The organism is Lentzea sp. NPDC003310, assembly GCF_040610935.1.
In the GTDB taxonomy this organism is placed as follows: domain Bacteria; phylum Actinomycetota; class Actinomycetes; order Mycobacteriales; family Pseudonocardiaceae; genus Lentzea.
On record NZ_JBEXNC010000018.1, the window covers coordinates 1 to 23,040 of the forward strand.

Here is a 23,040-nt window from a genome sequence, read left to right on the forward strand (position 1 = left end):
AAGCCCGGCCGAGTGGTCAAGTTTAAGGCCTCGCACCCAAAGTCAAGCCCCAATCGCCGTCGTGGTTGCGTCACCACCACTTGACCGACATCCAGTGCTCACACGCCTCGGCTTCGCCATTGCGCCATGCCCGGTTGACCGACGTCGAGTGCTCACACACCTCGGCTTCGCCATCGCGTGATGCCCAACGCCCACCAACCTCGGGCCGTTGCCCCCACGTCACCTCTCGCCCCACTCCACCCCCGAAATGCCGAACCGCCCCCGTCGCCGGCGGGGGCTCGGCAGCGGGGGCGGTCTGGGCTGAAGCGTGGGTCAGGCGGTCAGGCGGTCAGGGGGTTCCCGCCGGCTTGCCCTTGGCGTCGGGGGCGGAGGAGTCCAGCAGGTAGTTGTCCTGCCACACCGCCCACTTGTAGGTCGCGCCCTTCTGGCTCACGTAGGCCGCGCCCCACCCGGTGCCGGTGAAGCGGTTGTTGATGGACTTCATGTTGCGGCCGTACACGTTGCCGAAGCCCGATTCCAGGCCCAGCTGGTAGCCGCCGCCCTCCAGCAAGTTGCCCTCCACGGTGACGTTGTCGATGTCGCCGCCGTAGGTCTGGATGAACAGCGCGCCGGTGTCGTTGCCGGTCGAGCAGTCGATTCGGTTGTTGCGGAAGGTGAGGGTGCGGCCCGCGTTGCGGTCCAGCGGGAAGTCGCGGACGGTGGCGCCGTCGTTGTGCGACTCGCCCTCGGAGCGGAGGCCTCGGACGTAGTTGCCCTCGGCCAGGCCGCTGAGTGAGCTGCCGGTGTTGTAGAAGCAGATGCCGGAGCCCATGCCGCTGATGTAGTTGCGCTGCAGGGTGCCGACTCCGAGGAACGCGCAGGAACCCGCGATCGTCTTGGCCGGGAGGGCCGAGCCGTCGATGTTCGAGTCGCGGATGGTGACCGGGGCGCCGGTCACCTGGCAGGAGTCGCTGCCGCACGGGCCGTTGGTGGTGATGAGCGGCTGCGTCTCGCCGAGGCGGGTGGGGCGGACGCAGGACTTCTCGATCGTGATATTGCCGGCGAAGAGGGTCAGGGCCTGCTCGATGCGCTTGCCGGAGATCACGGTGCCGGCGGCGGGGGCGTCGGGGCCCGTGTAGCGCGGCAGGGAGTCGCAGTTCAGGCCGTGCGCGGCGAGGCCGGTGTTGGCCTGGGTGAGCTTCCAGCCCGGGGAGCCCGCGGGGGCCGGGGCGACCGGCGGCTTCACGGGGCCGTTCGTGGCGGACTTCGTGGTGGAGCTGCTCGGGGCCGCGGAGCTGCTGCTCGGGGCGGCCGAGCTACTGCTGGGGGTGCTGGTCGAGGTGGCGCTGGTGCTGTCGGCGATCGGTGTCGGCTGGGCCGCCTTGGTCGGGGAGCAGGCGGCCAACGCGATGACACCACCGGTCAGCAGTACGGCCAATCTCAGTCTCACGGCTGGTTCTACCTCCACGCGCGTTCACGACGGGGGACCGTGAACTCGCTAATTGTGTCGTCGGCCGTTGCGGAATGTGCACAGAACTCGTGCGACGGAGTTCGTACGGGGCCGTTGAACGGACTGCACACTGCACGGCGGGACGAGTGGAGTCAAGCCGATGTTGTTGTGCCGCAACATCATCTTCCGCTCGGTGAGGAATGCTCCATCCGTGTGAGCAGGTAGATCACGGTTTTATCACCGAGCCATATGATTCTTTGATGTGTGAGATCAGCGACCCGTGAAAGTGGCGCGGCCGGGACCGTCCGTGAGGAAGCTGTGCACAGCGCGTGGCAGGTCCTCGGACTCGAACAACGCGGACGCGATCGTCGTGACGTGGGCGTCGGCCTCCGGGACGCCGCCGTTCTCGAAATGCGCGAGGACCTGTTTGGTCGCAAAGTGTGCCTGCGTCGGACCGGTCGCCAAACCGAGCGCGAACTGTTCGGCCGCCAATGCGAAGCCCTCGTCGGGAAACACCCGGTTGACGACATTCCAGCGTTCGAGCGTCGCCGCGTCGTAAAGGTCGCCGGTCATCACGAACTCCTTCGCGCGACCCACGCCCGCCCGCGCCGCCAGCCGCTGCGTGCCGCCCATCGTCGGCGTCAGGCCGACCACCTTCTCGACCAGCCCGAAGCGCGCCGACGGCGTCGCCACGATCAGGTCGCACGCCACCGCCAGCTCGAACGCCCAGGTCAGGCACAGCGCGTGTGCGGCGAAGACGGTCGGGATCGGCAGTGCGGCGAGGCGCTGCGGCAGCACGAGCATGCGGTCGAACAGCTGCTGCGCCTCGTGGCGGTACTCCTGCGCGGCGAACAGCGCCACGTCCACGCCACCCGACACGACCTTGCCCGTCGCGTTGACCAGCAACGCCCGCGCGTCGCCCAGGTCGTCCAGGGCCTCGTGGAACTCCGCGTCGAGGTCCAGGGAGTAGAGGTTGAGCGGCGGTGCGTCGATCGTGATGATCGCGAGCTCGTCCCGGCGGGTCAGGTGGATCTTCAAAGCAGGCTCACAACCAATCGCGGCGCTTGAACATCACGTACAGGAAGTACGAGAGCCCGAAGATACCCAGCGTGGAGACCCAGAAGCCCCACTTCTGCTCGAAACCGGGGTACGGCACGTTCATGCCGTAGTACCCCGAGATCGCCGTCGGCACGGCGATGATCGCCGCCCAGCTGGTGACCTTCTTCATGATCGAGTTGAGCCGGTTGCCCTGCACGGCCACCTCCGCCTCGCGCAGGTTCGTGATCAGCTCCCGCATCGACTCGGTCAGCTCGGCCGTGAACAGCGCGTGGTCCTTCACGTCCAGGTAGTACGGCATCATCGCGTCGTCCACGAGCTCGTGCTCGCGGTGCAGCAACGACCCCAGCACCTCGCGCATCGGCAGCGCGACCCGCCGCAGCTGCACCAGCGCCCGGCGCAGCTGCAACGCCTTCCGCCCGACGTGCGGCTTCTCCTCGTAGATGCGGTCCTCGAGGGCCTCGATGTCGTCGTCGAGCGCCTGGGCCGCGGCGTAGTGGCCGTCCACGACGTCGTCGAGCAGGCCGTGCAGCAGGAACCCGACACCGGACGAGGCCAGCGTCGGCGCGCTGTCCCAGCGCCGCTGCACCCCGTCCAGCGCGTAGTCCTCGCTCTCGCGCACGGTCACGAGCACGTTCCGCGTCACGAACACGTCGACCTCGCACGTCTTGACCTCGTGCTGGTCGTAGCGGACCGCGTACACGCTGAGGAACAGGTGGGTCGGGTAGCGGTCCACCTTCGGGCGCTGCCGCTCGGAGAACGCGTCCTCGATCGCGAGCTCGTGCAGACCCAGTTCGTCGCGCAGCAGGCCGATCTCGTCCCCGGACGGCGCGCACAGGTCGAACCACACCACCGCGGAGTGATCTTGGAGACGCTCCGGCACCTCGGCGAGCGGGAAGTCCCTGTCCACGAGTTCGCCGTTGCGGTACAAGCGTGTCCGACCCATGGGTGACAAGCGTACGTAGATCTACTCAGATGTGAGGTTTGAGCCCGAGTTCCCGCTACCCTCGATCCGGTGAAGGTGGACCAGCCCCAACGCATAGGCGACTACCTGCTGCTCGGCAGGCTCGGTCGTGGTGCCATGGGAACGGTCTACCTGGGACAAGGCAGCGACGGACGCCAGGTCGCGGTCAAGGTCGCCCGTGCCGAGCTGGCCGACGACCCGCGCTTCCGGGAGCGGTTCCGCCGCGAGGTGCAGATGGCCCGGGCGGTCGGCAGCGCCGGCACCGCGGCGGTCGTCGACGCCGACACGCGGGCGCCCCGGCCCTGGATGGCCACCGAGTACGTGCCCGGCCCGACGCTGCAGGAGGCGATCGAGCGGCACGGCCCGTTGCCCGAGCACCATTTGAGACGACTCGCCGAGGGACTGGCCGAGGCGCTCACCGCGATCCACCGCGCCGGCCTCGTCCACCGCGACCTCAAGCCGTCGAACGTGCTCCTGGGCGCCGACGGCCCGCGTGTCATCGACTTCGGCATCTCGCGCGCGATGGAGCACACGGCGCTCACGGAGACCGGCATGGTCTTCGGCACCCCCGGCTTCCTCTCGCCCGAACAGATCACCGGCCAGGAGGTCGCGTCCCCGAGCGACGTCTTCGCGCTCGGCGCCGTGCTGGTCTACGCGGCCACGGGCAAGGGCCCGTTCGGCGAGGGGCCCACCGCCACGTTGCTCTACAAGGCTGCCCACGGCGAGCCGGACATCGACGGCGTGCCCAAGGCGCTGCGCCCGCTGGTGCAGAAGTGCATGCACCGCGATCCCGCCAAGCGCCCGGAGCCGGCCGAGGTGACGCGCCTGCTCTCGCAGGTCGTCACACCGAAGGCGCCGACGAACAAGCTGCCCGCCCCGATGACGCCCGCCGCCGCGACGTTCTCCACGTCGCGGTTCGTGCCGATGGCGTGGGGCGGGCTGAACCTCGCCGTGGCCCTGCTCGCCGCCGCGATCGCCGACCCGGCCGCGCAGGCCAACGGTGCCACGCAGCTCCTCGCGCTCGCCGCGTTCTGCGTGCTCCTGGTGCGCGCGGTGCGGTACTTCAGCGCCGCCGCGCGCCGCAGGGTCGTCATCGAGATCAGTCGCGAGGGCATCGCCACGACGCGCAACGGCAAGTTCCACCAGTACTGGTGGTACGAGCTCGCACGGGTGCGGGTCGTGCCGCACAAGAAACGGCCGTGGGTCGTCGTCTGGCTGAAGGACCCGGCGCCGCGCCGCTTCTTCGGCGCGCACCACGGCGGGGTGCGGGTGTTCCCGATCGCCCACGAGCGCACCAGGAGGCGGCGCGAGCGCGACGTCGCCGAGCTGCGCGCCGCCCTGGCCTGGTACCTGCCCCGCAGCTACGACGGCCGCTGATCGGACCACTCCCAGCTGACGGACACCGACAGCTGGGGGACACCGCCCAGGCTGTTCCTGTTCGCCTGCTGCTGGACGAACTCGACCACCTGTCCGGTCGTCGGGTCGATCCGGAACGAGAACACCCCGCCCGCGTCGGTCACCGTCCCGTTGTCCCAGTGGACGCCGGGGGAGTCGGCGAGCTCTCGGTACGTGGCCGCTTTCTGCTCGTTGGTCGTGTACGGCGACAACACACGCGCCGAGGCGCCTTCGAGCTTGCGCGCGGGATCCACCGGTAGCGGCAAGGAGAGCGACGACTCCGTGCACGGCGTGACCGCGCACCACGTGCTCCACAGCTTCGGCATCTCCGAGTCGGCGAACTCGACCTCCGGTTCGAGCGGCGGATATCCCGCGAGGGGCTGCCGCTGGCCGGTGGCCCGGCGGAAGATGTTGATCAGCTCGCCCCCGGCGGTCGGCACCCAGGCGTCGATCTCGAACTCGACCACCGAGCCCCGGTCCGCCCTGTCGTCGTGGTCGTGCACGATCGTCTGCCAGATCGTGTACTTCACGTGCCGGTACTTCGCGGCCGGCTTCTCCGCCGTCTCGAGCAGCGTCGCGGCCTCGGCCAGCGACTCGGCGGGCTTCACCGGCAACGTCGCCGGCGCGTCCCGGGACTCCGGCCGCAGCAGCACCACGAGCCCGGTGATCATCACCACCGCCAGCGCGGCCGCCGCCGCGCCCACCCAGCGGCGGGAGCGGCGCACGGGCGCCTCGGCGAACAGCTGCTCGCGCAACCGGGCCAGCCGCACGTCGTCGGCACCGCGCACCGCGTACAGCTCGGCGAGGTCGTCGTCCAGCGCGTCACGCATGTTCCACTTCCTTCAGCTTCGCGCGCAGGCGGTGCAGGCGCGACCGTGCGGTGCCGGGGTTGAGGTCGAGGGCTTCCGCGGCCTCCTGGACGGACAGGCCGGCCAGGGACACGAGCAGCACCAGGTCGCGGTCGGCGTCCGCCATCCGCGCCAGCTCGCGAGCGATCCGGCGCAGGTGCGACCGGGAGTCGACGCGGGCGATCACCGTGTGCTCCAACGACTCGGCCACGCCTAGGTCGACGCCGTACCGCTCGGCGGTGCGCAGCAGCCGGGCCTCGCGCTTCGCGTGACCGCGCAACAGGTTCGTCGCGATCCCGTACAGCCAGCCGACGACGCTGCCCCGTTCGGGGTCGTAGCTCCGCTCACCGCGCATCGCCGCGAGGAAGGTCTCGCTGACCAGGTCGTCGGCCACGTCGACGCCCACCCGCCGGGCCAGGTACCGGTGCAGCGGGTGGGCGTGCTCGTCGAACAGCTCCGCGAACATCACGCCCCCAGTTGGCTTCTCGCGGCACCGGTGTTGCAGTGACCTGAATCACAGTTGATGGGCTTTCGATGATGATCCCATGACGAACTGGACCGTCGCGGTCGCCGACGCCGCGCGTTCGCCCCTCAACCGCGAGTACAACGCGGAGATGATCAGCCGCTACTGGGGCCGGCCGGCGAACGACGCCGAGATCGACGCCTACGAGCGCGACGAGCAGGACCACGACGTCCCGGTGTTCCTCGTCGCCTCCCGTGATGGCAACGATGTCGGCTGTCTGGGCATGCGCTTCCTCGACAACGGTGTCGGTGAGCTGACGCGGATGTTCGTCCGCGTCCCGCATCGGGGACAGGGCGCCGCCTCGGCGTTGCTCGCGGCGATGGAGGAAGAGGCGAAAGCCCGCGGCATCACGACGTTGCGGCTCGACACCAGGAAAGATCTCGTGGAGGCGCGGAGTCTGTACGCCAAGCACGGCTACGTCGAGATTGCTCCGTACAACGCAGCCGAGTACTCCGACCACTGGTTCGAGAAGAGGCTAACGGTCGCACGCCCCGCCGCGATGTCCTGAAAAGGTCGGGATGACGCGCGCCAGGAGGCTTGAACAATCATGCGGTTGCGTCCTTTGGTGATGGCGGTCGCCGTCACCTCGGCACTGGTGGTGACCCCGGCCCAGGCGGCAGCACCTGCCGGCCGGGTCCTCGGTTACGTCGCCAACAACGGCGGCGGGGTGTCGGTCATCGACACGGCCACGAACGCGGTGTCCACGACGATCTCCGACAGCGGCAGCAACTCGCCGTACATGGCGGCGGTCGCGTTCGACGGGACCCGCGGCTACGTGACCAACTCCCAGCAGAACACGCTCACGGTCATCGACACGCCGACCAACACGGTCGACAGGTCCATTCCCGTCGGGACCCACCCGGCGGGCGTGGCGGTGGCACCCGGTGGCGGCTTCGCCTACGTCACCAACTACCTCGACGGCACGGTGTCCGTGGTCGACACGGCCACGCTGACGGTCACCGCCACCGTCTCCGTCGGCTCCAACGCCGACGGCGTCGTCGTGACCAGGGACGGTTCCGCCGTCTACGTCACGCACGACGTCCCCGGACCGGGCAAGGTCTCGGTCATCGACACGACGGCCAACGCCGTCGTCGCCACCATCCCGGTCGGCAACGCGGCGACGGCCATCGCCGCCTCCGCCGACGGCACGCGGATGTACGTGGTGAACAAGGGTTCGGACAGCGTCTCCGCCATCGACGTGGCCTCGCGCACCGTCGTCGGCACCGCGGCCGTCGGCTTCACACCGCACGGCATCGCGTTGACGCCCAACGGAACCCGCGCGTATGTGACCAACAGCGAGTTCGACTCGGTGTCGGTCGTGGACCTCACGACCATGACCGAGCTGCAGAAGATCGTCGTCGGCGACCGCCCGATCAGCGTGGCCCTCACGCCGGACGGCGCCTCCGCCTACGTCACGAACTTCAACAGCAACACGGTGTCGATCATCGACACGGCGTCCAACACGGTCACCGGCTCCATCGCCGTCGGCCAGCGCCCGGTGGGCATCGCGATCAACTTCGTGCCGCCCGCCGCGTCGAAGCTCGTGTCCGGCACGGCGCTGCTGCAGCTGCGGCTCCTCGGCTTCACGGTCCGCGGCCTCAACGCCACGCTGACCGACAAGCACACCGGGGTGCCGGTCGCCGGTCAGAAGGTCGTCTTCCGCACGGTGAAGGGCAACCCGCTCTGCACCGCGACGACCAACTCGTCCGGCAAGGCGACCTGTGACTCGAACGTGTCACTGCTGGTCGGCCTGTCCACTCTGCTGCAGGGCTTCACGGCCTCGTACGCGGGCAACAACGAGCACGGCGGCGCGTCGTCGCACGGGTACATCACCCTGCTGTAGTCGTTCTAGGCGGCGAGCGGCAGGTCGTCGCGGAGCGCTTGCACGTAGTCCAGGCAGGACTGGCGGCAGGCGACTCCGTGGACGACCTGCCAGCCGGCGGGCACCTGCAGCACCGCCGGCCAGATCGAGTACTGGCCCGTTGGGCTGACCAGCACCAGGAACATGGTGTGAGCCTGAGCGAACGGGGATGTCATGTCCCCAGGGTGACCTGCGCCACCTATGGTCCGGCTATCCCCGCGCTCAAGCTCCCTCACCCGACCGCGTGGTTCCCGATCATGCCCGCGTGTGATTACGTGGTGCCCGTGACTGTGGAACAGGTGGTCCTCCTGGCGGAGGACGGTTCGGCCATCGGCGTCGAGGACAAGGCGGTGGTGCACCACGCGGACACCCCGCTGCACCTCGCGTTCTCCAGCTACGTCTTCGACTCCGCCGGGAACACCGTGCTCACCCGGCGCGCGTTGCACAAGAAGACGTTCCCCGGCCTGTGGACCAACACCTGCTGCGGCCACCCGGCACCCGGCGAGGACATGGAACAGGCCGTCCTGCGCCGGCTGCGCGACGAGCTCGGCATGAAGGTCTCCTCCGCCGAGCTCCTGCTGCCCGCCTTCCGCTACCGCGCGGTCATGGACGGCGTCGTCGAGAACGAGATGTGCCCGGTGTTCCGCGTGCTCACCGACGACGAGCCGGTGCCGAACCCCGACGAGGTCGACTCGACCGAACGCGTCCCGTGGGCAGAGTTCGCCGCGTCCGCGCTCGACGGCACGCGGGAGATCTCGCCGTGGTCGAGGTTGCAGATCGCCGAGCTCGTGGAGCTCGGGCCCGATCCGCTGGCGTGGCCTGTCGCGGACCGGGCCGGGCTCCCTAAAGCCGTGGTGCTCGGGTCACCACTCCAGTGAGCCACCGTTCTGGTACTCGATGACGCGGGTCTCGAAGAAGTTCTTCTCCTTCTTGAGATCCATCATCTCCGACATCCACGGGAACGGGTTCTCCGTCTGCTCCCACACCGGCTCCAGGCCGAGCTGTGCGCACCGGCGGTTCGTGATGAACCGCATGTACTGCTCGCACAGCTCGGCGTTGATCCCCAGGATGCCGTTCGGCATCGTGTCGCGGCCGTAGGCGATCTCCAGCTCGCAGCCCTCCGCGAGCATGGTCCGCACCTCCTTCTGGAACACGTCGTTCCACAGGTGCGGGTTCTCGATCTTGATCTGGTTGATCGCGTCGATGCCGAAGTTCAGGTGGATCGACTCGTCGCGCAGGATGTACTGGTACTGCTCGGCGATGCCCACCATCTTGTTGCGGCGGCCCAGCGACAGGATCTGCGCGAACCCCGTGTAGAACCACATGCCCTCGAACACCACGTAGAACGCGACGAGGTCCTTGAGGAACGCCTGGTCCCGGTCCGGCGTGCCCGTCCGGAACTCCGGGTCCTCCAGGTGCTGCGTGAACTGCAGCGCCCACGCCGCCTTGTCCGTGATGGACGGGATCTCCCGGTACATGTTGAACAGCTCGCCGTCGTCGAGACCGAGCGACTCGCAGATGTACTGGAACGTGTGCGTGTGCACGGCCTCCTCGAACGCCTGCCGCAGCAGGTACTGGCGGCACTCCGGGTTCGTCAGGTGCCGGTACACCGCGAGCACGATGTTGTTGGCCACCAACGACTCGCTCGTCGCGAAGAACCCGAGGTTGCGCTTGATCATCAGGCGCTCGTCGTCGGTCAGGCCGTCCTTCGACTTCCACAGCCCGATGTCGGCCTGCATGGACACCTCGGTCGGCATCCACGCGTTGTTGCAGCCGGCCAGGTACTTCTCCCACGCCCAGTGGTACTTGAGCGGCAGCAGCTGGTTGACGTCGGCACGACAGTTGATCATCGCCTTGTCGTCGACGCTCACGCGCGCGGCGCCTGCTTCGATGTTACTCATTACTGGCACGCCTCGCAGTCGGGGTCGGTGATGGAGCAGTTGGGGTCCACGGCGACGGGGGAGACGGCGTTGAGCTTGCCGTCCGTCCCTTGCAGCGTGGACTTCTCCACGTGCGTCGCGCTCTGCGTGCGCAGGTAGTACGTGGTCTTCAGCCCGCGCAACCACGCCAGCTGGTACAGCTCGTCGAGCTTGCGGCCACTGGGCTGGGAGAGGTACAGGTTCAGCGACTGAGCCTGGTCGATCCACTTCTGCCGGCGGCTGCCCGCCTCGATCAGCCACGAGCTGTCGACCTCGAACGCCGTGGCGTACAACGCCTTCAGGTAAGGCGGCACCCGGTCGATCGCGCCGAGGCTGCCGTCGTGCAGCTTGAGGTCCGAGATCATCCGCTCGTCCCACAGCTTGCGCTGCTTGAGCGCCCGCACCAGGTCGGGGTTGATGACCGTGAAGTCACCGGACATGTTCGACTTCACGTACAGGTTGCGGTACAGCGGCTCGATCGACTGGGTGACGCCGGTGATGTTCGCGATGGTCGCGGTCGGCGCGATCGCCATGACGTTCGAGTTCCGCATGCCGCGCCGGGCCTTCTCCCGGACCGGCGCCCAGTCCAGCGTGGACTCGCGGTTCTGCTCCAGCTCGCCCTCGCCGCGCGTCCGCGCGAGGATCTCGACCGAGTCGATCGGCAGGATTCCCTGGCTCCACAACGACCCGTCGAAGGACTGGTAGGCACCGCGCTCCTGCGCGAGGTCCGCGGACGCCTCGATGGCGTAGTAGCTGATCTCCTCCATGGACCGGTCCGCGAACTCGACGGCCTCCTGGGACGCCATCGGCGTACCGAGCGTGAACAGCGCGTCCTGGAAACCCATCAGCCCCAAGCCGACCGGCCGGTGCTTGAGGTTGGAGTTCTTCGCTTCCGGGATCGTGTAGTAGTTCACGTCGATCACGTTGTCGAGCATCCGCACCGCCGTGCGAACGGTCTTCGCGAGCCGCGCGTGGTCGATGCCCTGGTCCGTGACGTGCTGCGCGAGGTTGACGCTGCCGAGGTTGCAGACCGCGACCTCGTCGACCGCGGTGTTCAGGGTGATCTCGGTGCACAGGTTCGAGGAGTGCACGACACCGCTGTGCTGCTGTGGCGACCGCAGGTTGCACGGGTCCTTGAACGTGATCCACGGGTGACCGGTCTCGAACAGCATGGTCAGCATGCGCCGCCACAGGTCGACGGCCGGCAACCGGCGGAAGACCTTGATCTCGCCGTTGTCCGCCTTCTGCTCGTAGGCGCGGTACTTGTCGGCGAACTCGGTGCCGAACGCGTCATGCAGGTCCGGGACCTCGTCGGGGGAGAAGAGCGTCCACTGGCCGTTGGCGCGGACGCGGCGGAGGAACTCGTCCGGGACCCAGTTCGCGGTGTTCATGTCGTGGGTGCGGCGGCGTTCGTCGCCGGTGTTCTTGCGCAGGTCGAGGAACTCCTCGACGTCGATGTGCCAGGTCTCGAGGTACGCGCAGACCGCGCCCTTGCGTTTTCCTCCCTGGTTCACGGCCACCGCCGTGTCGTTCGCGATCTTCAAGAACGGCACCACGCCCTGCGACTTGCCGTTCGTCCCCTTGATGTGCGCGCCGATCCCGCGCACGGGTGTCCAGTCGTTGCCGAGCCCACCCGCGAACTTCGACAGCAGCGCGTTGTTGCTGATGCCGTGGAAGATCCCCGCGAGGTCGTCATCGACGGTGGTCAGGAAGCACGACGAGAGCTGCGGGCGCGTGGTGCCCGAGTTGAACAACGTCGGGGTCGAGCACATGAAGTCGAACGACGACAGCAGCTCGTAGAACTCGATGGCGCGGGCGTCGCGGTCGTCCTCCTCCAGCGCGAGGCCAATGGCGACGCGCATGAAGAACGCCTGCGGCAGCTCGTAGCGGCGGCCGTCGTGGTGCAGGAAGTAGCGGTCGTACAGGGTCTGCATGCCCAGGAACTGGAAGTTCAGGTCCCGTGACGCGTTCAGGGCGTCGCCCAGGCGGGCCAGGTCGAACGACTCCAGGCGCGGGTCGAGCTGGCCGAACTCGATGCCGGAACGCACGAACGACGCGAAGTACGCCGGGTAGCGCTCGGTCATCTCGGCGTGCGACAGGGGTTCTCCGCAGGCCTCGGCACGCAGCTTGTCCAGCAGCAACCGGGCGCTGACGTAGGAGTAGGCCGGGTCGTGCTCGACCATCGTGCGGGCGGCCATGATCGGCGCGAGCGCGAGCTCGTCGTCGGTGATGCCGTGGTAGAGGTTGCGCTTGGTCTCGGCCAGAACCGCCTCGGCCGACGCGGTGGGCAGGTCGGCGCAGGCTTCGTCGATGACCACTGAAAGGCGGTCGGGCACGCTCTCTCCTCGCGAGCAGGCCGAGGGTGAACGCGTGCGCGCGCCGGCGGCCGACGCCACCGGTGCACACAGCCGCCCTCCCTCGGGGCACCGTGTCGTGCGCGCAGGCTTGCGCGCACACCAGTGGCAGGTCTTCGGACTCGTGGGCGCACTTCCAACGCCTACCGGCCGTCGCTTCCCAGGTCGGCTGACCCAGTGCTTGGTTGACGGCTTTCGTTCCCACTCACCGCTGCGGGGCAGTCCCGGGTTCGCACCGGGTTCCCTCTTGCCTCACCGAACGGGTCGGTGAACCACCAGCGCGGCAGATACTACATGTGGTGGTGGGGTCTGGATCACCACCCAACATGCGCGTGTCGTGGGTTAGGGTCGGAAACGTGGGTGATCTTCGGCCTCGGGTCGTCTTCGGTGCACTGGTCAGCGCGGGGCTCGCTTCGGCGTCCCTTTTCGTCGGGACGGCGGCGCCCGTGACGTGTGGCGCCCTGGCCGTCGCGGCGGTGCTCGTGATGATCACCAGCCGGCGATCAGGGTCACCCCGAGAGTGATCATCACGGCGGCGATCAGGCCGTCGAGGACGCGCCACGAGCGTGGCTTCGCGAACAGCGGGCTGAGCAGCCGCGCGCCGAAGCCGAGGGCGACGAACCAGGTGATGCTCGCCGTCACCGCGCCGATCCCGAAGAGCCAGCGACCGGCCGCGATCGACCCGAGCAGCAGCACCGTGTCGAGGTAGACGTGCGGGTTGAGCCACGTGAGCGCGAGCGCGGTCAGCACGGGCCGGCCGCTGGGCTCGGAGCCGGTGTGCAGCGCGGACGGCCGCAGCGCGCGGCGCGCGGCCAGGAACCCGTACCCCAGCAGGAAGATCCCGCCCACGACGGCGGCGATCGTGATCGCCTGCGGGACCGCGCGGACGAGTGCTCCGAACCCGGCGATGCCGACGGCGACCAGGATCGCGTCCGACAGCGCGCACACGGCGACGACCTTGGCGACCGCCTGGCGTCGAAGTCCTTGGCGCAGCACGAAAGCGTTCTGCGCGCCGATCGCGACTATCAGGGTCATCATGGTGCCGAAGCCGAGCAGCAGGTCAGTCACCCGGCCCACGGTATTGACGCCGTCTTGATGAGACCAGCTAAAGATTCTTACGTAGCATTAGCGCTCGTGATGGACCTGGACCTGGTGCGGACGCTGCTCGCGGTCGTCGACGCGGGCACGTTCGATGCCGCCGCGACGGCGCTGCACGTCACCCCTTCCGCTGTCTCGCAACGCATCAAGGCGCTCGAACAGCGAACCGGGCGCGTGCTGCTGGTGCGCGCCCGGCCGGTTCGGCTTACGCCGTCCGGCGAGGTGCTGGTCCGCTATGGTCGGCAACTGCTCGCGCTGGACCAGGACCTCGACGCGGCCCTGGGCGAGGACGCCGTGGTGCGGGTCCCGATCGCGGTCAACGCCGACTCGCTCGCCACGTGGTTCCTGCCCGCCCTGCAACGGGTCTCGCCGGAGCTGCGGATCTCGTTCGACCTGCACCGCGAGGACCAGGACCACACGACGGCGTTGCTGCGGCAGGGCCTGGTGATGGCCGCGGTGACGTCCTCGCGCGAGCCGGTGGCGGGCTGCTCGGTGAGCAAGCTCGGCGAGATCCGTTACGCCGCAATGGCTCCCGCGTCCTTTGTGGAGCGACATGCGCGAGGCCCGCTCAAGTCGTGGCTGCCGGACGCGCCCGTCGTCGTGTTCGACCGCAACGACGACCTGCAGGACCGGTTCGTGCGCACGCTGACGCGCGGGCGGGGCGCGTCGGAGCACCGCCACTACGTGCCGTCGTCGGAGGTGTACGTGCGGGCGATCGTGGCGGGCCTCGGGTGGGGAATGGTGCCGCCGCAACAGCTCCAGGAGGGCCTGGTCGACCTCGCGCCGGGCCGCACCATCTCCGTGCCGCTGTACTGGCAGCAGTGGAAGCTCGACTCGCCGGCGCTGACGGCCGTCGCGGAGGCGGTGGCGGCGGAAGCGAGCGAGGCGTTGCGCTAGCGGTTAGCCTGCCTGGCATGACCGGCGAACCGATGAACCTCGACGGGAAGATCGCAGTCATCTACGGCGCGGGCACGATCGGCGGTGCCATCGCGAAGGCGTTCAGCGCGGCGGGCGCCGAGGTCCACCTGGCCGCGCGCACCGAGGCGCCGCTCAAGGCCAAGGCCGAGGAGCTGGGCGTCCGCTACGCCGTGGTCGACGCCCTGGACGAACGCGGCGTGGACGAGCACGCGGCCACGCTCGACCGCATCGACATCTCGGTCAACGTCATCTCCGACAACGACGTCCAGGGCACGGCGCTGCACGAGATGAGCGTCGACGACTACCTGAGCCCGGTCGTCACGAACGTCCGCTCGAAGTTCCTCACCGCCCGCGCCGCCGCCCGGCACATGATCCGGCAGAAGGACGGCGTGATCCTGTTCTTCGGCGGCACGAGCGACGGCCAGGTGCACCGGCGCTGGCAGCTCGGCGGCCTGGTCACGGCGTTCGACGCGGTCGAGGCGATGCGCCGGCAGCTCGCCGCCGAGCTCGGGCCGCACGGCGTCCGCGCGGTGACGCTGCAGACCGGCGGCATCCCCGAGTCGATCCCGGGGGAGTTCCGCGACCAGGTCGAACCCGACATCGTCGGGCAGACCGCGCTCGGCAGGGCGGCGACCCTCGACGACGTGGGCCGGGCCGCCGTGTTCGCGGCCTCGGACTGGGGCCGCACCCTGACGGGAACCCAGGTGAACATCACGTGCGGCGCGATCCTGAGCTGAGGCTGTCGACTTCCTGGGCCGAACCTGTCGGGTTCCTGAATCGCGGAACCCCTGCCGCCGACCAGGGCGTTGTCCGTTATGTGCTGATACCTCGCCTCGCCGCCGCCGGCGGTTCGCTCGCCGTCGTCGTCACGATCGCCCTGGTCGGGACGTTGGACCTGACCGTCGGGCCGTTGCGCCGCACGATCAGCGAGTACGCGCTGGGGGACTACCGGCCGGTCTTCGACGTGGCCGTCGTGCTGCTCGCGGCCGGGTCGCTCGCGATCCTCGGCGTGCTGGTCCACAAGGGCGTGGCGCGGTGGCGGTCGGTCGGCGCGGTGGCGCTGGCCCTGTGGTCGTTCGGCCTGGTCCTCGTGGTGATCTTCCCCAAGACGAACTGGGCGATGGGCACCAACGAGCTCAGCGGCAGCATCCACCGGTTCGGCAGCATGGTCGCGTTCGTGAGCCTGCCGATCGCGATCATCGCGCTCGCCCGGCCGTGGCTGAGGCACCACGTGTGGGGGCGACACGCGCGGTGGACGATGGTGTCCGGTTTGTTGAGCGTTGTCGCATTCATGCCGCTGCTCTACGCCATTGCGCTAAGCATGGTCTCGGACGTTCGGTGGTGGCGCGTGTTCCCGTTGGGGTACATCGAGAGGATCTTGCTCGCGGCCGAGGTGCTCGCCGTGCTCGTCGTCGGGCTGTGGGCCATCGCGGCCAGTAGGGTTGCGCCATGGCGAGTTGGGGAGACCTCGCGGATTACGTCCGCGCCGAGTACGACGTCATCCACGACGAGGACGAGGAGCTGAGGATCCTCTTCACGTTCGGGGACGTCGAAGAGGACGAGGACGACCGCACGCAGGTCGTGATCATCGTCCGGGAAGTGCTCGACAAGATGCACGAGTGGGTGCAGATCGCCTCCCCGTGCGGGCTGGCGTCGCAGGTGAACCTGCACGACGTCCTGGCGGAGGTGGGCAACTCCACCGTCGCCTGCGGCCTCGCGATCATGGGGGACCACGTCGTGGTGCGGCACTCGCTGCCGCTCAAGGACCTCGACATCCACGAGTTCACCGACCCCCTCCAGCTGCTCGCCGGCACCGCGGACACGTTGGAAGAGCAGTTCTGGGGAGGAGACGGCTACTGATGTTCGACCTGACCCCCGCGGCCGACAGGCTGGCGGGCTTGGTGCGCACCGTGACGGACGGCGACCTGAAGGCGCCGACCCCGTGCCCCGACTACACCGTGGGCGACCTGCTGGACCACGTGAACGGCCTGTCGGTCGCGTTCACCATGGCGGCGCGCAAGACGCCGCTGGAGGGCACGGCGTCCGGCGACGCGGCCCGGCTGCCGCTCGACTTCCGCGAGTCGGTGCCGGCCCGGCTGGCCGAGCTGGCGCAGGCCTGGCAGGTACCGGCGGCGTGGGAGGGCATGACCCGCGCGGGCGGTGTCGACCTGCCCGGCGAGGTCGCGGCCGCCGTGGCCCTGGACGAGATCGTGCTGCACGGCTGGGACCTCGCGAAGGCCACCGGTCAGCCGTTCGAGGTCGAGGAGGGCCTGCTCCAGGTCGTGCACGGCTTCGTGTCGTCGATCGGCCCGGACGACCGCGACGGCTCGCTCTTCGGCGCCGCGGTGGAGGTCGACGCGAACGCTCCTCTGCTCGACCGTGTCCTGGGACTCAGTGGACGGGATCCCGCCTGGAGCCTCGATTAGGGTCACCTGACGTGAGAGCCATTACGGTGCAGGTCCGGGCCGGGCTGGGCGTCGGACGCCTGGCCACCGCCATGGAGTCCCTGGTGCAGCTGCACCCGGAACTGCGCCGCAGCGGTTTCGCGCACCACGAGGTCGCCGATCCCGCCGCCACCACCACCGCGGCCCTCGCGGAGGCGGAGGCGGGACTCGACCTCCAGGCCGGCGTCCTGATGCACGTGGTGTGGCTCGACGCCGGGCCGGAGCGGTCCGGCCGGCTGGTGCTCGTGCTGCACGACGTCGTGGCCGACCGGCTGCCGCGGATCCTGCCGTGGCTCGTGCGGGCGTGGAAGCAGCCGGCGCTCGTCAGCTGACCCGCCGGGCCAGGAACACGTGCTCGCGGCCCGGCCGCTCCGGGGCGTCGCGCACGTCCACGACGGCGAACCCGCACGTCACCAGGCTGTCCTCGACCTCGGCGCGGGAACGGAACCGCAGCGTCGAGTCCGAGGCGATCTCCGTGCCGTCCGGGAACCGGTAGGTGTGCCGGAACGACACGAACGGCAGGTCCACGCCGAGCATCTCCCGCACCTCCTCGACGCCGCCGACGACCCGGTGCGTGGTCTCCGCCCAGCCCTCCCACGCCTTCGCCTCCGGACGCCGCGTCTCGAACACGAGGTGTCCGCCGGGCCGCAGCGCGTCGTGCACGCCGCGGAGCGTCTCTTCCCAGTCGTCACCGAGGAACACCTGTGCCACGTTGCCGGTCATCGTGGCGAGGTCGACCTGCAACGGCGGCAACGTCGTCGCGTCCCCGTGCAGCCACGTGACCCGGGAGTCCTTGGCGCGCGCCAGGTCCAGCGAGGCGAGCGCCGGGTCCACGCCCACGACGGCGAGGCCCGCGTCCGCCAGCAGCACGCCCAGGCAGCCGGTGCCGCAGCCGACGTCCAGCACGCTCGCCGCACCGAGCTCGGCGGCGATCCCCGTGTACAGGGCCAGGTCGTCGCGCGGCCCGTCGAACGCGTCGTAGAGCCGGGCCAGCCGGGCATCGGCGAAGAGCGCGTCAGGCATGCCACATCCTCGGTCCGACGACGAACGGCATCAGCAACTCGATCACCTCTCGGTCAGGTTTCCCGTGCAGCTCCTCCTCGGCGACCCGGCGCGCGATCCCGGCCAGGAAGTCCGCCACCTGCACGCGTGCGTCGTACTGCGAGTCCACCAGCGTCAGGCTCCGCAACCGCGGCGCCAGCTCCTTGAGCCGCTGGATCCTGCCGTCGGTCAGCGACAGCTGCTGGTCGTGCACGATCGACACCGGGCCCTCCCACTGCGCCACGGCCCGCAGGATCGCCGGGAACAGCGGGTCGAGGTCCCCGCGCGGACCGCGGGCGCGCAGCAGGTCGTTGTACAGCTCCAACGGCCCGGTGACCGAACCGAACTCCGCCCGCACCCGTGAGGCGAGGAACCGCCGCTTGTCCACGAGTTGCACGCGGGCGCGACCGGCCAGCGGGCCGTCCGGGCCGAGGAACCACAGCAGCACCCAGCGGTTCTTCGCCCGCAGCAGGTGGTTCGCCTTGTACTCCTGGGCCGGGGACTTGATCATCTCGCGCAGCGCCTCGACGCAGTCCGCAGCCTCCGCCGCCGACAGCGCGACGCCGGCGTGCGCGAAGACCGCCGTGACGCCGCCGACGAGCTTCTCGCCCTCGGACCCCGACTCGTCGCAGGCGATCTCCATCACGACATCCGGAACACGGGGCCGCGGGCGCGGAACGGCAGGTGCGCGCCCGCCGGGATCAGGAACGCGTGCTCGCGCCGGATCCGCAGCACGTCGCACGCGCCGTCGGTGATGACGAGCAGCGGTCCGGCGGAGGGGAAGTCGTCGGCGCGTTCGAGCAGGTCGATGCCGGGCTGCAGCACCGTGCCGCCGCGCCCGCGCACTCTCACCCGGCCGGCGATGTCCTCCACAGGCACGTACCCGGCGTCATATGCCATCGCATCACAGAAAACCACGCGTGCGGCGGGCACGTCACGTGCCGCGGCGTAGGACGCGATCGCGCCGAGGGCCTTGCCCAGCAGCTTGGGGTCCATCGAGCCGGACGTGTCGAGCACGACGCCGAACGTCGGCCGCGCCTCCAGCGACTCGGGCCGCACCCACGCGGGACGCGGAATGTCCGGAGTGGACGCCTGCCTCCGCGAGGCACGGGCGTAGCTGCGCCGTTTCTCCGCCGACGGCACGAACTCCTCGAACCACCGCGCCAGCTGGGCGTCCCACGACAGCGGCGGGTGCTCCAGCGCCCGGATCTCCTCGACCAGTCCCGCGGGCAGCAGTCCGCGCGCGGACGTGTGGTGGCTCAGGCCCGTCAGCAGCGCACGCCGGTAGAACTCGTCCAGGCCGGTGATGTCGGCCGGGCCGCGCAGGGGTTCGCCCAGCAGGTCGCCCTGGTGGTTCCCCCGCAACGTCAACAGCTTCCGGTAGCGCCGCAGGTCCACGGCGATCCGGTCGTACACCGACTCCGCCGACAGGCCGCGCAGTTCGGGGTCGTGCAGCACCCCGGACGGCGCGGTGCCCACGCCCATCTCGACCAGCCAGCCGTTCACCACGAAGTCCGCGGCGATGTTCCACAGGTACGGGTCGCGCCCGCCGACGCGGTCGCAGTGGCGCAGCGCGGCGTGCAGCATCTCGTGCGCGAGCACGAACCGCCACTCCGGCTTCGTCAAGCCCGCCAACGGGTTCACGTAGATCTCGGCCGAGGAGGTCGAGACCGCCGCGATCGAGATGTCCCAGCCGCGCGCCAGCTCCGCGTCGGCGACGATCGTCATCGTCGACGCGAGTGCGCCCAGCAGTGGGTAGTTCGACACGAACCAGCCGAGAGCCAGTTCCCACTCGGTCTTCCGCGGCCGCGAGTCGGTCAGCGACGACCGGGCGCCGCCGGCCACGTCGATGGCGGCGACGGCGGCGTTGGAGAGCCCCGCGGCGAACCGTTCCGCCCACACCGCGGGGTCGGTGGCCGGTCCGCCGCGCACGCACCGGCCCGGGTCCCACGACGACGGGCGGGACCCCAGCCGGATCGCCGGCTGGAAGTCCAGCACGTCGTCGCACGACGCCGTGCCGAAACCCAGGTGCAGCAGGCAGTGCGCGAACACCCACACCCACTCGGCCTCGCCGGCCTTGCGGGTCGGGTGCACGCGCATCGACCCGTCCAGCGAGATGTCCGCCCACGGGTGGTCGGAGTTCCTGGTCTCGTAGCCGCTCAACGGTGCGAACAGCGGGTGTGCGCGGATCTTCGTGCGGGCGGCCTCGTAGTCCAGTGCCGCCTGGTCGACGAAGACCTTGCGCCGCCTGCTCATGCGCGTGCGGCGACCAGGCGCGGCAGGTCGCGCGTGACCTCGACCAGGAACCACGCGGGCAGCACGGGGTTGCCGTCGTCGTCGGCCGCGATCACCATCTGCGCGATCTCCAGCGACAGCTCGGCCAGCTCCAGCAGCAGCCCCTTGCCCCGGTGCGCCAGCTGCTTGCCCGCAGGCGACGCGTACGCCTTGTCGTGCGGCAGCTCCTTCACCAGCCGCGCGCGGAACGCCTCGGCCAGGAAGTACAGCAGGTCGCGGTCCTGGGGAGCCGACGGCCAGCGGGTGTCGCCGCGCAGCACGGCCTCCAGCCCGTAGGCGTGGCGCACGGTCTTCACGTACGCCTTGAACATCGACGCGTGGTTCGCCGTGACCGTGCCGAACGCCAGCACGCCGAGGAGGTCGTCGGAGATGTCCTCGCCGAACGAGTGCAGCGCGTCGGACAGCATGTGCCAGCCGCGCGGCGTGGAGAACGTCTCCTCGACCTTCGGCGCCGCGCTCCACAGGTGGTCCGGGCGCTGCGCCAGGTACTCGAGCACCCACGGGTGGATGTTGCTCTCCCGCGCCCACGTGAGCCAGTCGCGCGCGGACGCCGTGAGGTGCACGTGGATCATGCGGTTCACGAGTGCGGACGCCATCGGGCGAGCCAGGGCGTTGTCGACCGCCCGGTTGCCGGCGCCGATCACGATGGACCCCTTCGGCAGCTCGTACGAGCCGATCCGGCGGTCGAGGATCAGCGAGTAGAACGCCTTCTGCACCTCGGGGGAGCTCGCGTTGAGCTCGTCGAGGAACAGGCAGTACGGGTCGTGCCGCGCGATGGACTCCGGTGGGGCGAAACGACTCCGGCCACCGACGAGTTCCGGGACTCCGATGAGGTCCTCGGGCGCGAGCTGCGTGCCCAGCAGCGTCACGCACTCCAGCCCGAGCTCGGCGGCGAACTTGCGGACGAGCGAGGACTTGCCGATACCCGGTGCTCCCCAGAGGAAGACCGGTCGGACGACGGCGACGTGCAGCAGCACCTCCGGGAGCTGTGCTGGTGTCACGGTGACTGTGGATCTCATCAGGGCACGAGGGTCTCAGATCCGACTTGTTCCGGTCGCCCGAATTTGTTGACACGGGTAGTGGTCTGGTGTTGTCATTCAACCGTTAGGAAACCTTCTTAACTAAATCGCCGCCGCGCCCTGCTGTTCCCCTTACACAGGAGGCACCCTGTGGCCAGACCTCTGTTGCTGGTAGTCCCAGCGGCACTAGCCCTCGCCGTCGTCCCGGCCGTTCCGACCGCCGCGAACGCCGCCGTGGTCGAGTACCAGGCCGAGAACGCGACGATCACCAACGGCGTCGTCGAGTCGAACCACGCGGGCCACACCGGCTCCGGGTTCGTGAACTACGACAACGCGGTCGGCAGTGCCGTCGAGTTCACGATCAACTCGCCGACCACCGCGGCGGCGAAGCTGACGTTCCGGTACGCGAACGGGACGACGACCGCGCGTCCCATGGACATCTTCCTGAACGGCGCGCTGAAGCAGAGCGCCTGGTCGTTCCCCGCCACGGGCGCCTGGACGACGTGGGCGACCAAGACCATCACGCTCACCCTCCAGGCGGGCTCGAACACGGTCAGGACGGTCTCGACGTCGTCCAACGGCGGCCCGAACCTGGACCGCCTCGACGTCGACGCTCCCGGCGGTGGCACGCCGGACGCCGAGGCCCCGTCGGTGCCCGGCAACCTGCGCTCGACCGGCTCCACCGCGTCCTCGGTGTCGTTGGCGTGGAACGCTTCCACGGACAACGTGGGCGTGACGGCGTACGTGCTGTCCAACGGCCAGACGGTGTCCGGCACCACCCACACCGTCTCCGGCCTCACGCCGGACACGGCGTACACCTTCACCGTGCGGGCGCGCGACGCGGCGGGCAACCTGTCCGGCGCCTCGAACTCCCTCTCGGTGCGCACCCAGCCGGGCACGCCCGGCGGCACCAGGCCGCACGACATCAACGGCCTGCTGCGCGTGTGCGGCGTGCAGCTCTGCAACCAGTACGGCAAGCCGATCCAGCTGCGCGGCATGAGCACGCACGGCATCCAGTGGTACCACCAGTGCTCCAAGTCCCAGTGGTGGGACGCTCTGGTGAACGACTGGAACGCGGACTTCATCCGCGTGGCCATGTACATCCAGGAGGACGGGTACGAGACCGACCCCCGCAGGTTCACCGACCTGATGCACGGCTACATCGAGGAGGCCACGCGCCGCGGCATCTACGTCCTCGTGGACTGGCACCAGCTCTCGCCCGGTGACCCGAACTACAACCTGGCGCGCGCCAAGACGTTCTTCACCGAGATCGCCCAGCGCCACAAGGACAAGACGAACATCATCTACGACATCGCCAACGAGCCGAACGGCACGTCGTGGGCCAGCGTCAAGTCCTACGCCGAGCAGATGATCCCGGTCATCCGCACCATCGACCCGGACAGCCTCATCGTCTCGGGCACGAACGGCTGGTCGACGTTCGGCCACTCCGACGGCCAGAGCCCGTCGCAGGTGCTGAACAACAAGGTCAACGCGACCAACTTCATGTACTCGTTCCACTTCTACGCCCAGGCGCACAAGGACGCGTACCTGAGCGTGCTGGACCAGGTGTCGAGCCAGGTCCCCGTGTTCGTCACCGAGTTCGGCACGCAGGCCGCGTCCGGTGGCGGGACGAACGACTTCACCATGTCGCAGAAGTACATCGACCTGATGGACCGCAAGAAGATCTCGTGGGCCAACTGGAACTTCTCCGACGACGGGCTGACCGGTGCGGTGTTCAAGACCGGCACGTGCTCGGGGACGACGTTCGCGGGCACCGGCGTGCTGAAGCCGGCCGGAGTGTGGGTGCGCGAGCGCATCCGGACGCCGGACAACTTCCCGACGTCCTGATCTGACCGAGGGGGTGGCCGCTTTCCCG

General features: G+C 69.4%; 25 protein-coding genes and 1 riboswitch. Of the genes, 12 read left to right on the top strand and 13 right to left on the bottom strand.

Going from position 1 to position 23,040, the window contains the following annotated elements:
- Positions 1–328: 328 nt before the first annotated feature.
- Positions 329–1,225, bottom strand: coding sequence for a hypothetical protein (locus ABZX02_RS32645; protein WP_355303982.1), 897 nt, complete (start codon positions 1,223–1,225; stop codon positions 329–331).
- Between the two features lie 10 nt (positions 1,226–1,235).
- On the opposite strand from ABZX02_RS32645, the gene ABZX02_RS32650 reads away from it, so the two are divergent.
- A complete protein-coding gene (locus ABZX02_RS32650; protein ID WP_355303984.1) occupies positions 1,236–1,472 on the top strand; it encodes a hypothetical protein in 237 nt (78 codons plus the stop codon).
- Between the two features lie 227 nt (positions 1,473–1,699).
- Here the strand turns inward: ABZX02_RS32650 and ABZX02_RS32655 are convergent, their stop codons facing one another.
- Both ABZX02_RS32655 and ABZX02_RS32660 read right to left on the bottom strand, forming a co-directional pair.
- The gene (locus ABZX02_RS32655; RefSeq protein WP_355303986.1) at positions 1,700–2,467 is read right to left on the bottom strand and encodes an enoyl-CoA hydratase/isomerase family protein; all 768 of its coding nucleotides are present in this window, start codon (positions 2,465–2,467) and stop codon (positions 1,700–1,702) included.
- A gap of 7 nt (positions 2,468–2,474) precedes the next feature.
- Positions 2,475–3,431 carry a magnesium transporter CorA family protein gene (locus ABZX02_RS32660; protein WP_355303988.1) on the bottom strand — a complete coding sequence of 319 codons (957 nt, stop codon included), beginning with the start codon at positions 3,429–3,431 and terminating at the stop codon, positions 2,475–2,477.
- Positions 3,432–3,500: 69 nt separating this feature from the next.
- Here ABZX02_RS32660 and ABZX02_RS32665 point away from each other — a divergent pair, with 69 nt between their 5' ends.
- Positions 3,501–4,826, top strand: a complete 1,326-nt coding sequence (locus tag ABZX02_RS32665; protein ID WP_355303990.1) for a serine/threonine-protein kinase — start codon at positions 3,501–3,503, stop codon at positions 4,824–4,826.
- Here ABZX02_RS32665 and ABZX02_RS32670 read toward each other — a convergent pair.
- Complete coding sequence (locus ABZX02_RS32670) at positions 4,811–5,674, bottom strand: hypothetical protein (protein WP_355303992.1); 864 nt, start codon at positions 5,672–5,674, stop codon at positions 4,811–4,813. The genes ABZX02_RS32665 and ABZX02_RS32670 overlap by 16 nt on opposite strands.
- Entirely contained in the window at positions 5,667–6,158 is a 492-nt protein-coding gene (locus ABZX02_RS32675; RefSeq protein ID WP_355304384.1) for a sigma-70 family RNA polymerase sigma factor, read from the bottom strand. The genes ABZX02_RS32670 and ABZX02_RS32675 overlap by 8 nt, the downstream gene beginning before the upstream one ends.
- Positions 6,159–6,237: 79 nt before the next feature.
- On the opposite strand from ABZX02_RS32675, the gene ABZX02_RS32680 reads away from it, so the two are divergent.
- Positions 6,238–6,723 (top strand): GNAT family N-acetyltransferase, encoded by a 486-nt coding sequence (locus ABZX02_RS32680; RefSeq protein ID WP_355303994.1) that lies wholly within the window; start codon positions 6,238–6,240, stop codon positions 6,721–6,723.
- Positions 6,724–6,762: 39 nt separating this feature from the next.
- Entirely contained in the window at positions 6,763–8,058 is a 1,296-nt protein-coding gene (locus ABZX02_RS32685; RefSeq protein ID WP_355303996.1) for a beta-propeller fold lactonase family protein, read from the top strand.
- Positions 8,059–8,063: 5 nt separating this feature from the next.
- Here ABZX02_RS32685 and ABZX02_RS32690 read toward each other — a convergent pair whose 3' ends face one another.
- On the bottom strand, positions 8,064–8,252 hold the full coding sequence (locus tag ABZX02_RS32690; protein WP_355303998.1) for an MbtH family protein: 189 nt from the start codon (positions 8,250–8,252) through the stop codon (positions 8,064–8,066).
- A 114-nt stretch (positions 8,253–8,366) separates the two neighbouring features.
- Here ABZX02_RS32690 and idi point away from each other — a divergent pair, with 114 nt between their 5' ends.
- Complete coding sequence (gene idi / locus ABZX02_RS32695) at positions 8,367–8,954, top strand: isopentenyl-diphosphate Delta-isomerase (RefSeq protein ID WP_355304386.1); 588 nt, start codon at positions 8,367–8,369, stop codon at positions 8,952–8,954.
- Here the strand turns inward: idi and ABZX02_RS32700 are convergent.
- The 3 genes from ABZX02_RS32700 to ABZX02_RS32710 all read right to left on the bottom strand — a co-directional run bounded on the left by ABZX02_RS32700 (position 8,940) and on the right by ABZX02_RS32710 (position 13,387).
- Positions 8,940–9,977 (bottom strand): ribonucleotide-diphosphate reductase subunit beta, encoded by a 1,038-nt coding sequence (locus ABZX02_RS32700; protein WP_355304000.1) that lies wholly within the window; start codon positions 9,975–9,977, stop codon positions 8,940–8,942. The genes idi and ABZX02_RS32700 overlap by 15 nt on opposite strands.
- Positions 9,977–12,331, bottom strand: a complete 2,355-nt coding sequence (locus ABZX02_RS32705; protein ID WP_355304001.1) for a ribonucleoside-diphosphate reductase subunit alpha — start codon at positions 12,329–12,331, stop codon at positions 9,977–9,979. The genes ABZX02_RS32700 and ABZX02_RS32705 overlap by 1 nt, the downstream gene beginning before the upstream one ends.
- Positions 12,332–12,438: 107 nt before the next feature.
- Positions 12,439–12,641: riboswitch (cobalamin riboswitch) on the bottom strand.
- A 197-nt stretch (positions 12,642–12,838) separates the two neighbouring features.
- Entirely contained in the window at positions 12,839–13,387 is a 549-nt protein-coding gene (locus ABZX02_RS32710) for a LysE family transporter (protein WP_355304388.1), read from the bottom strand.
- A 99-nt stretch (positions 13,388–13,486) separates the two neighbouring features.
- Between ABZX02_RS32710 and ABZX02_RS32715 the strand changes: the two genes are divergently transcribed.
- The 6 genes from ABZX02_RS32715 to ABZX02_RS32740 all read left to right on the top strand — a co-directional run bounded on the left by ABZX02_RS32715 (position 13,487) and on the right by ABZX02_RS32740 (position 17,141).
- Positions 13,487–14,344, top strand: coding sequence for a LysR family transcriptional regulator ArgP (locus ABZX02_RS32715; RefSeq protein ID WP_355304390.1), 858 nt, complete (start codon positions 13,487–13,489; stop codon positions 14,342–14,344).
- A 17-nt stretch (positions 14,345–14,361) separates the two neighbouring features.
- Positions 14,362–15,102, top strand: coding sequence for an SDR family oxidoreductase (locus ABZX02_RS32720; protein WP_355304003.1), 741 nt, complete (start codon positions 14,362–14,364; stop codon positions 15,100–15,102).
- An 80-nt stretch (positions 15,103–15,182) separates the two neighbouring features.
- Positions 15,183–15,890: a DUF998 domain-containing protein gene (locus ABZX02_RS32725; protein WP_355304005.1), complete on the top strand. Its 708-nt coding sequence runs from the start codon at positions 15,183–15,185 to the stop codon at positions 15,888–15,890.
- Positions 15,815–16,225, top strand: coding sequence for a hypothetical protein (locus tag ABZX02_RS32730; RefSeq protein ID WP_355304006.1), 411 nt, complete (start codon positions 15,815–15,817; stop codon positions 16,223–16,225). The genes ABZX02_RS32725 and ABZX02_RS32730 overlap by 76 nt, the downstream gene beginning before the upstream one ends.
- Complete coding sequence (locus tag ABZX02_RS32735) at positions 16,225–16,791, top strand: TIGR03086 family metal-binding protein (RefSeq protein ID WP_355304008.1); 567 nt, start codon at positions 16,225–16,227, stop codon at positions 16,789–16,791. Before ABZX02_RS32730 ends, ABZX02_RS32735 begins: the two co-directional genes overlap by 1 nt.
- An 11-nt stretch (positions 16,792–16,802) precedes the next feature.
- Positions 16,803–17,141, top strand: a complete 339-nt coding sequence (locus ABZX02_RS32740) for a hypothetical protein (RefSeq protein ID WP_355304010.1) — start codon at positions 16,803–16,805, stop codon at positions 17,139–17,141.
- Here the strand turns inward: ABZX02_RS32740 and ABZX02_RS32745 are convergent.
- The 4 genes from ABZX02_RS32745 to ABZX02_RS32760 are packed head-to-tail and all read right to left on the bottom strand — an operon-like array spanning position 17,134 to position 21,164.
- A complete protein-coding gene (locus ABZX02_RS32745; RefSeq protein ID WP_355304012.1) occupies positions 17,134–17,832 on the bottom strand; it encodes a class I SAM-dependent methyltransferase in 699 nt (232 codons plus the stop codon). The genes ABZX02_RS32740 and ABZX02_RS32745 overlap by 8 nt on opposite strands.
- The gene (locus ABZX02_RS32750) at positions 17,825–18,493 is read right to left on the bottom strand and encodes an NAD-dependent protein deacetylase of SIR2 family (protein WP_355304013.1); all 669 of its coding nucleotides are present in this window, start codon (positions 18,491–18,493) and stop codon (positions 17,825–17,827) included. Before ABZX02_RS32750 ends, ABZX02_RS32745 begins: the two co-directional genes overlap by 8 nt.
- Positions 18,493–20,106 (bottom strand): hypothetical protein, encoded by a 1,614-nt coding sequence (locus ABZX02_RS32755; RefSeq protein ID WP_355304015.1) that lies wholly within the window; start codon positions 20,104–20,106, stop codon positions 18,493–18,495. The genes ABZX02_RS32750 and ABZX02_RS32755 overlap by 1 nt, the downstream gene beginning before the upstream one ends.
- Positions 20,103–21,164, bottom strand: a complete 1,062-nt coding sequence (locus tag ABZX02_RS32760) for a MoxR family ATPase (RefSeq protein WP_355304017.1) — start codon at positions 21,162–21,164, stop codon at positions 20,103–20,105. Before ABZX02_RS32760 ends, ABZX02_RS32755 begins: the two co-directional genes overlap by 4 nt.
- A 150-nt stretch (positions 21,165–21,314) precedes the next feature.
- Between ABZX02_RS32760 and ABZX02_RS32765 the strand changes: the two genes are divergently transcribed.
- Entirely contained in the window at positions 21,315–23,012 is a 1,698-nt protein-coding gene (locus tag ABZX02_RS32765; protein WP_355304019.1) for a cellulase family glycosylhydrolase, read from the top strand.
- The last annotated feature ends 28 nt before the right edge of the window (positions 23,013–23,040 follow it).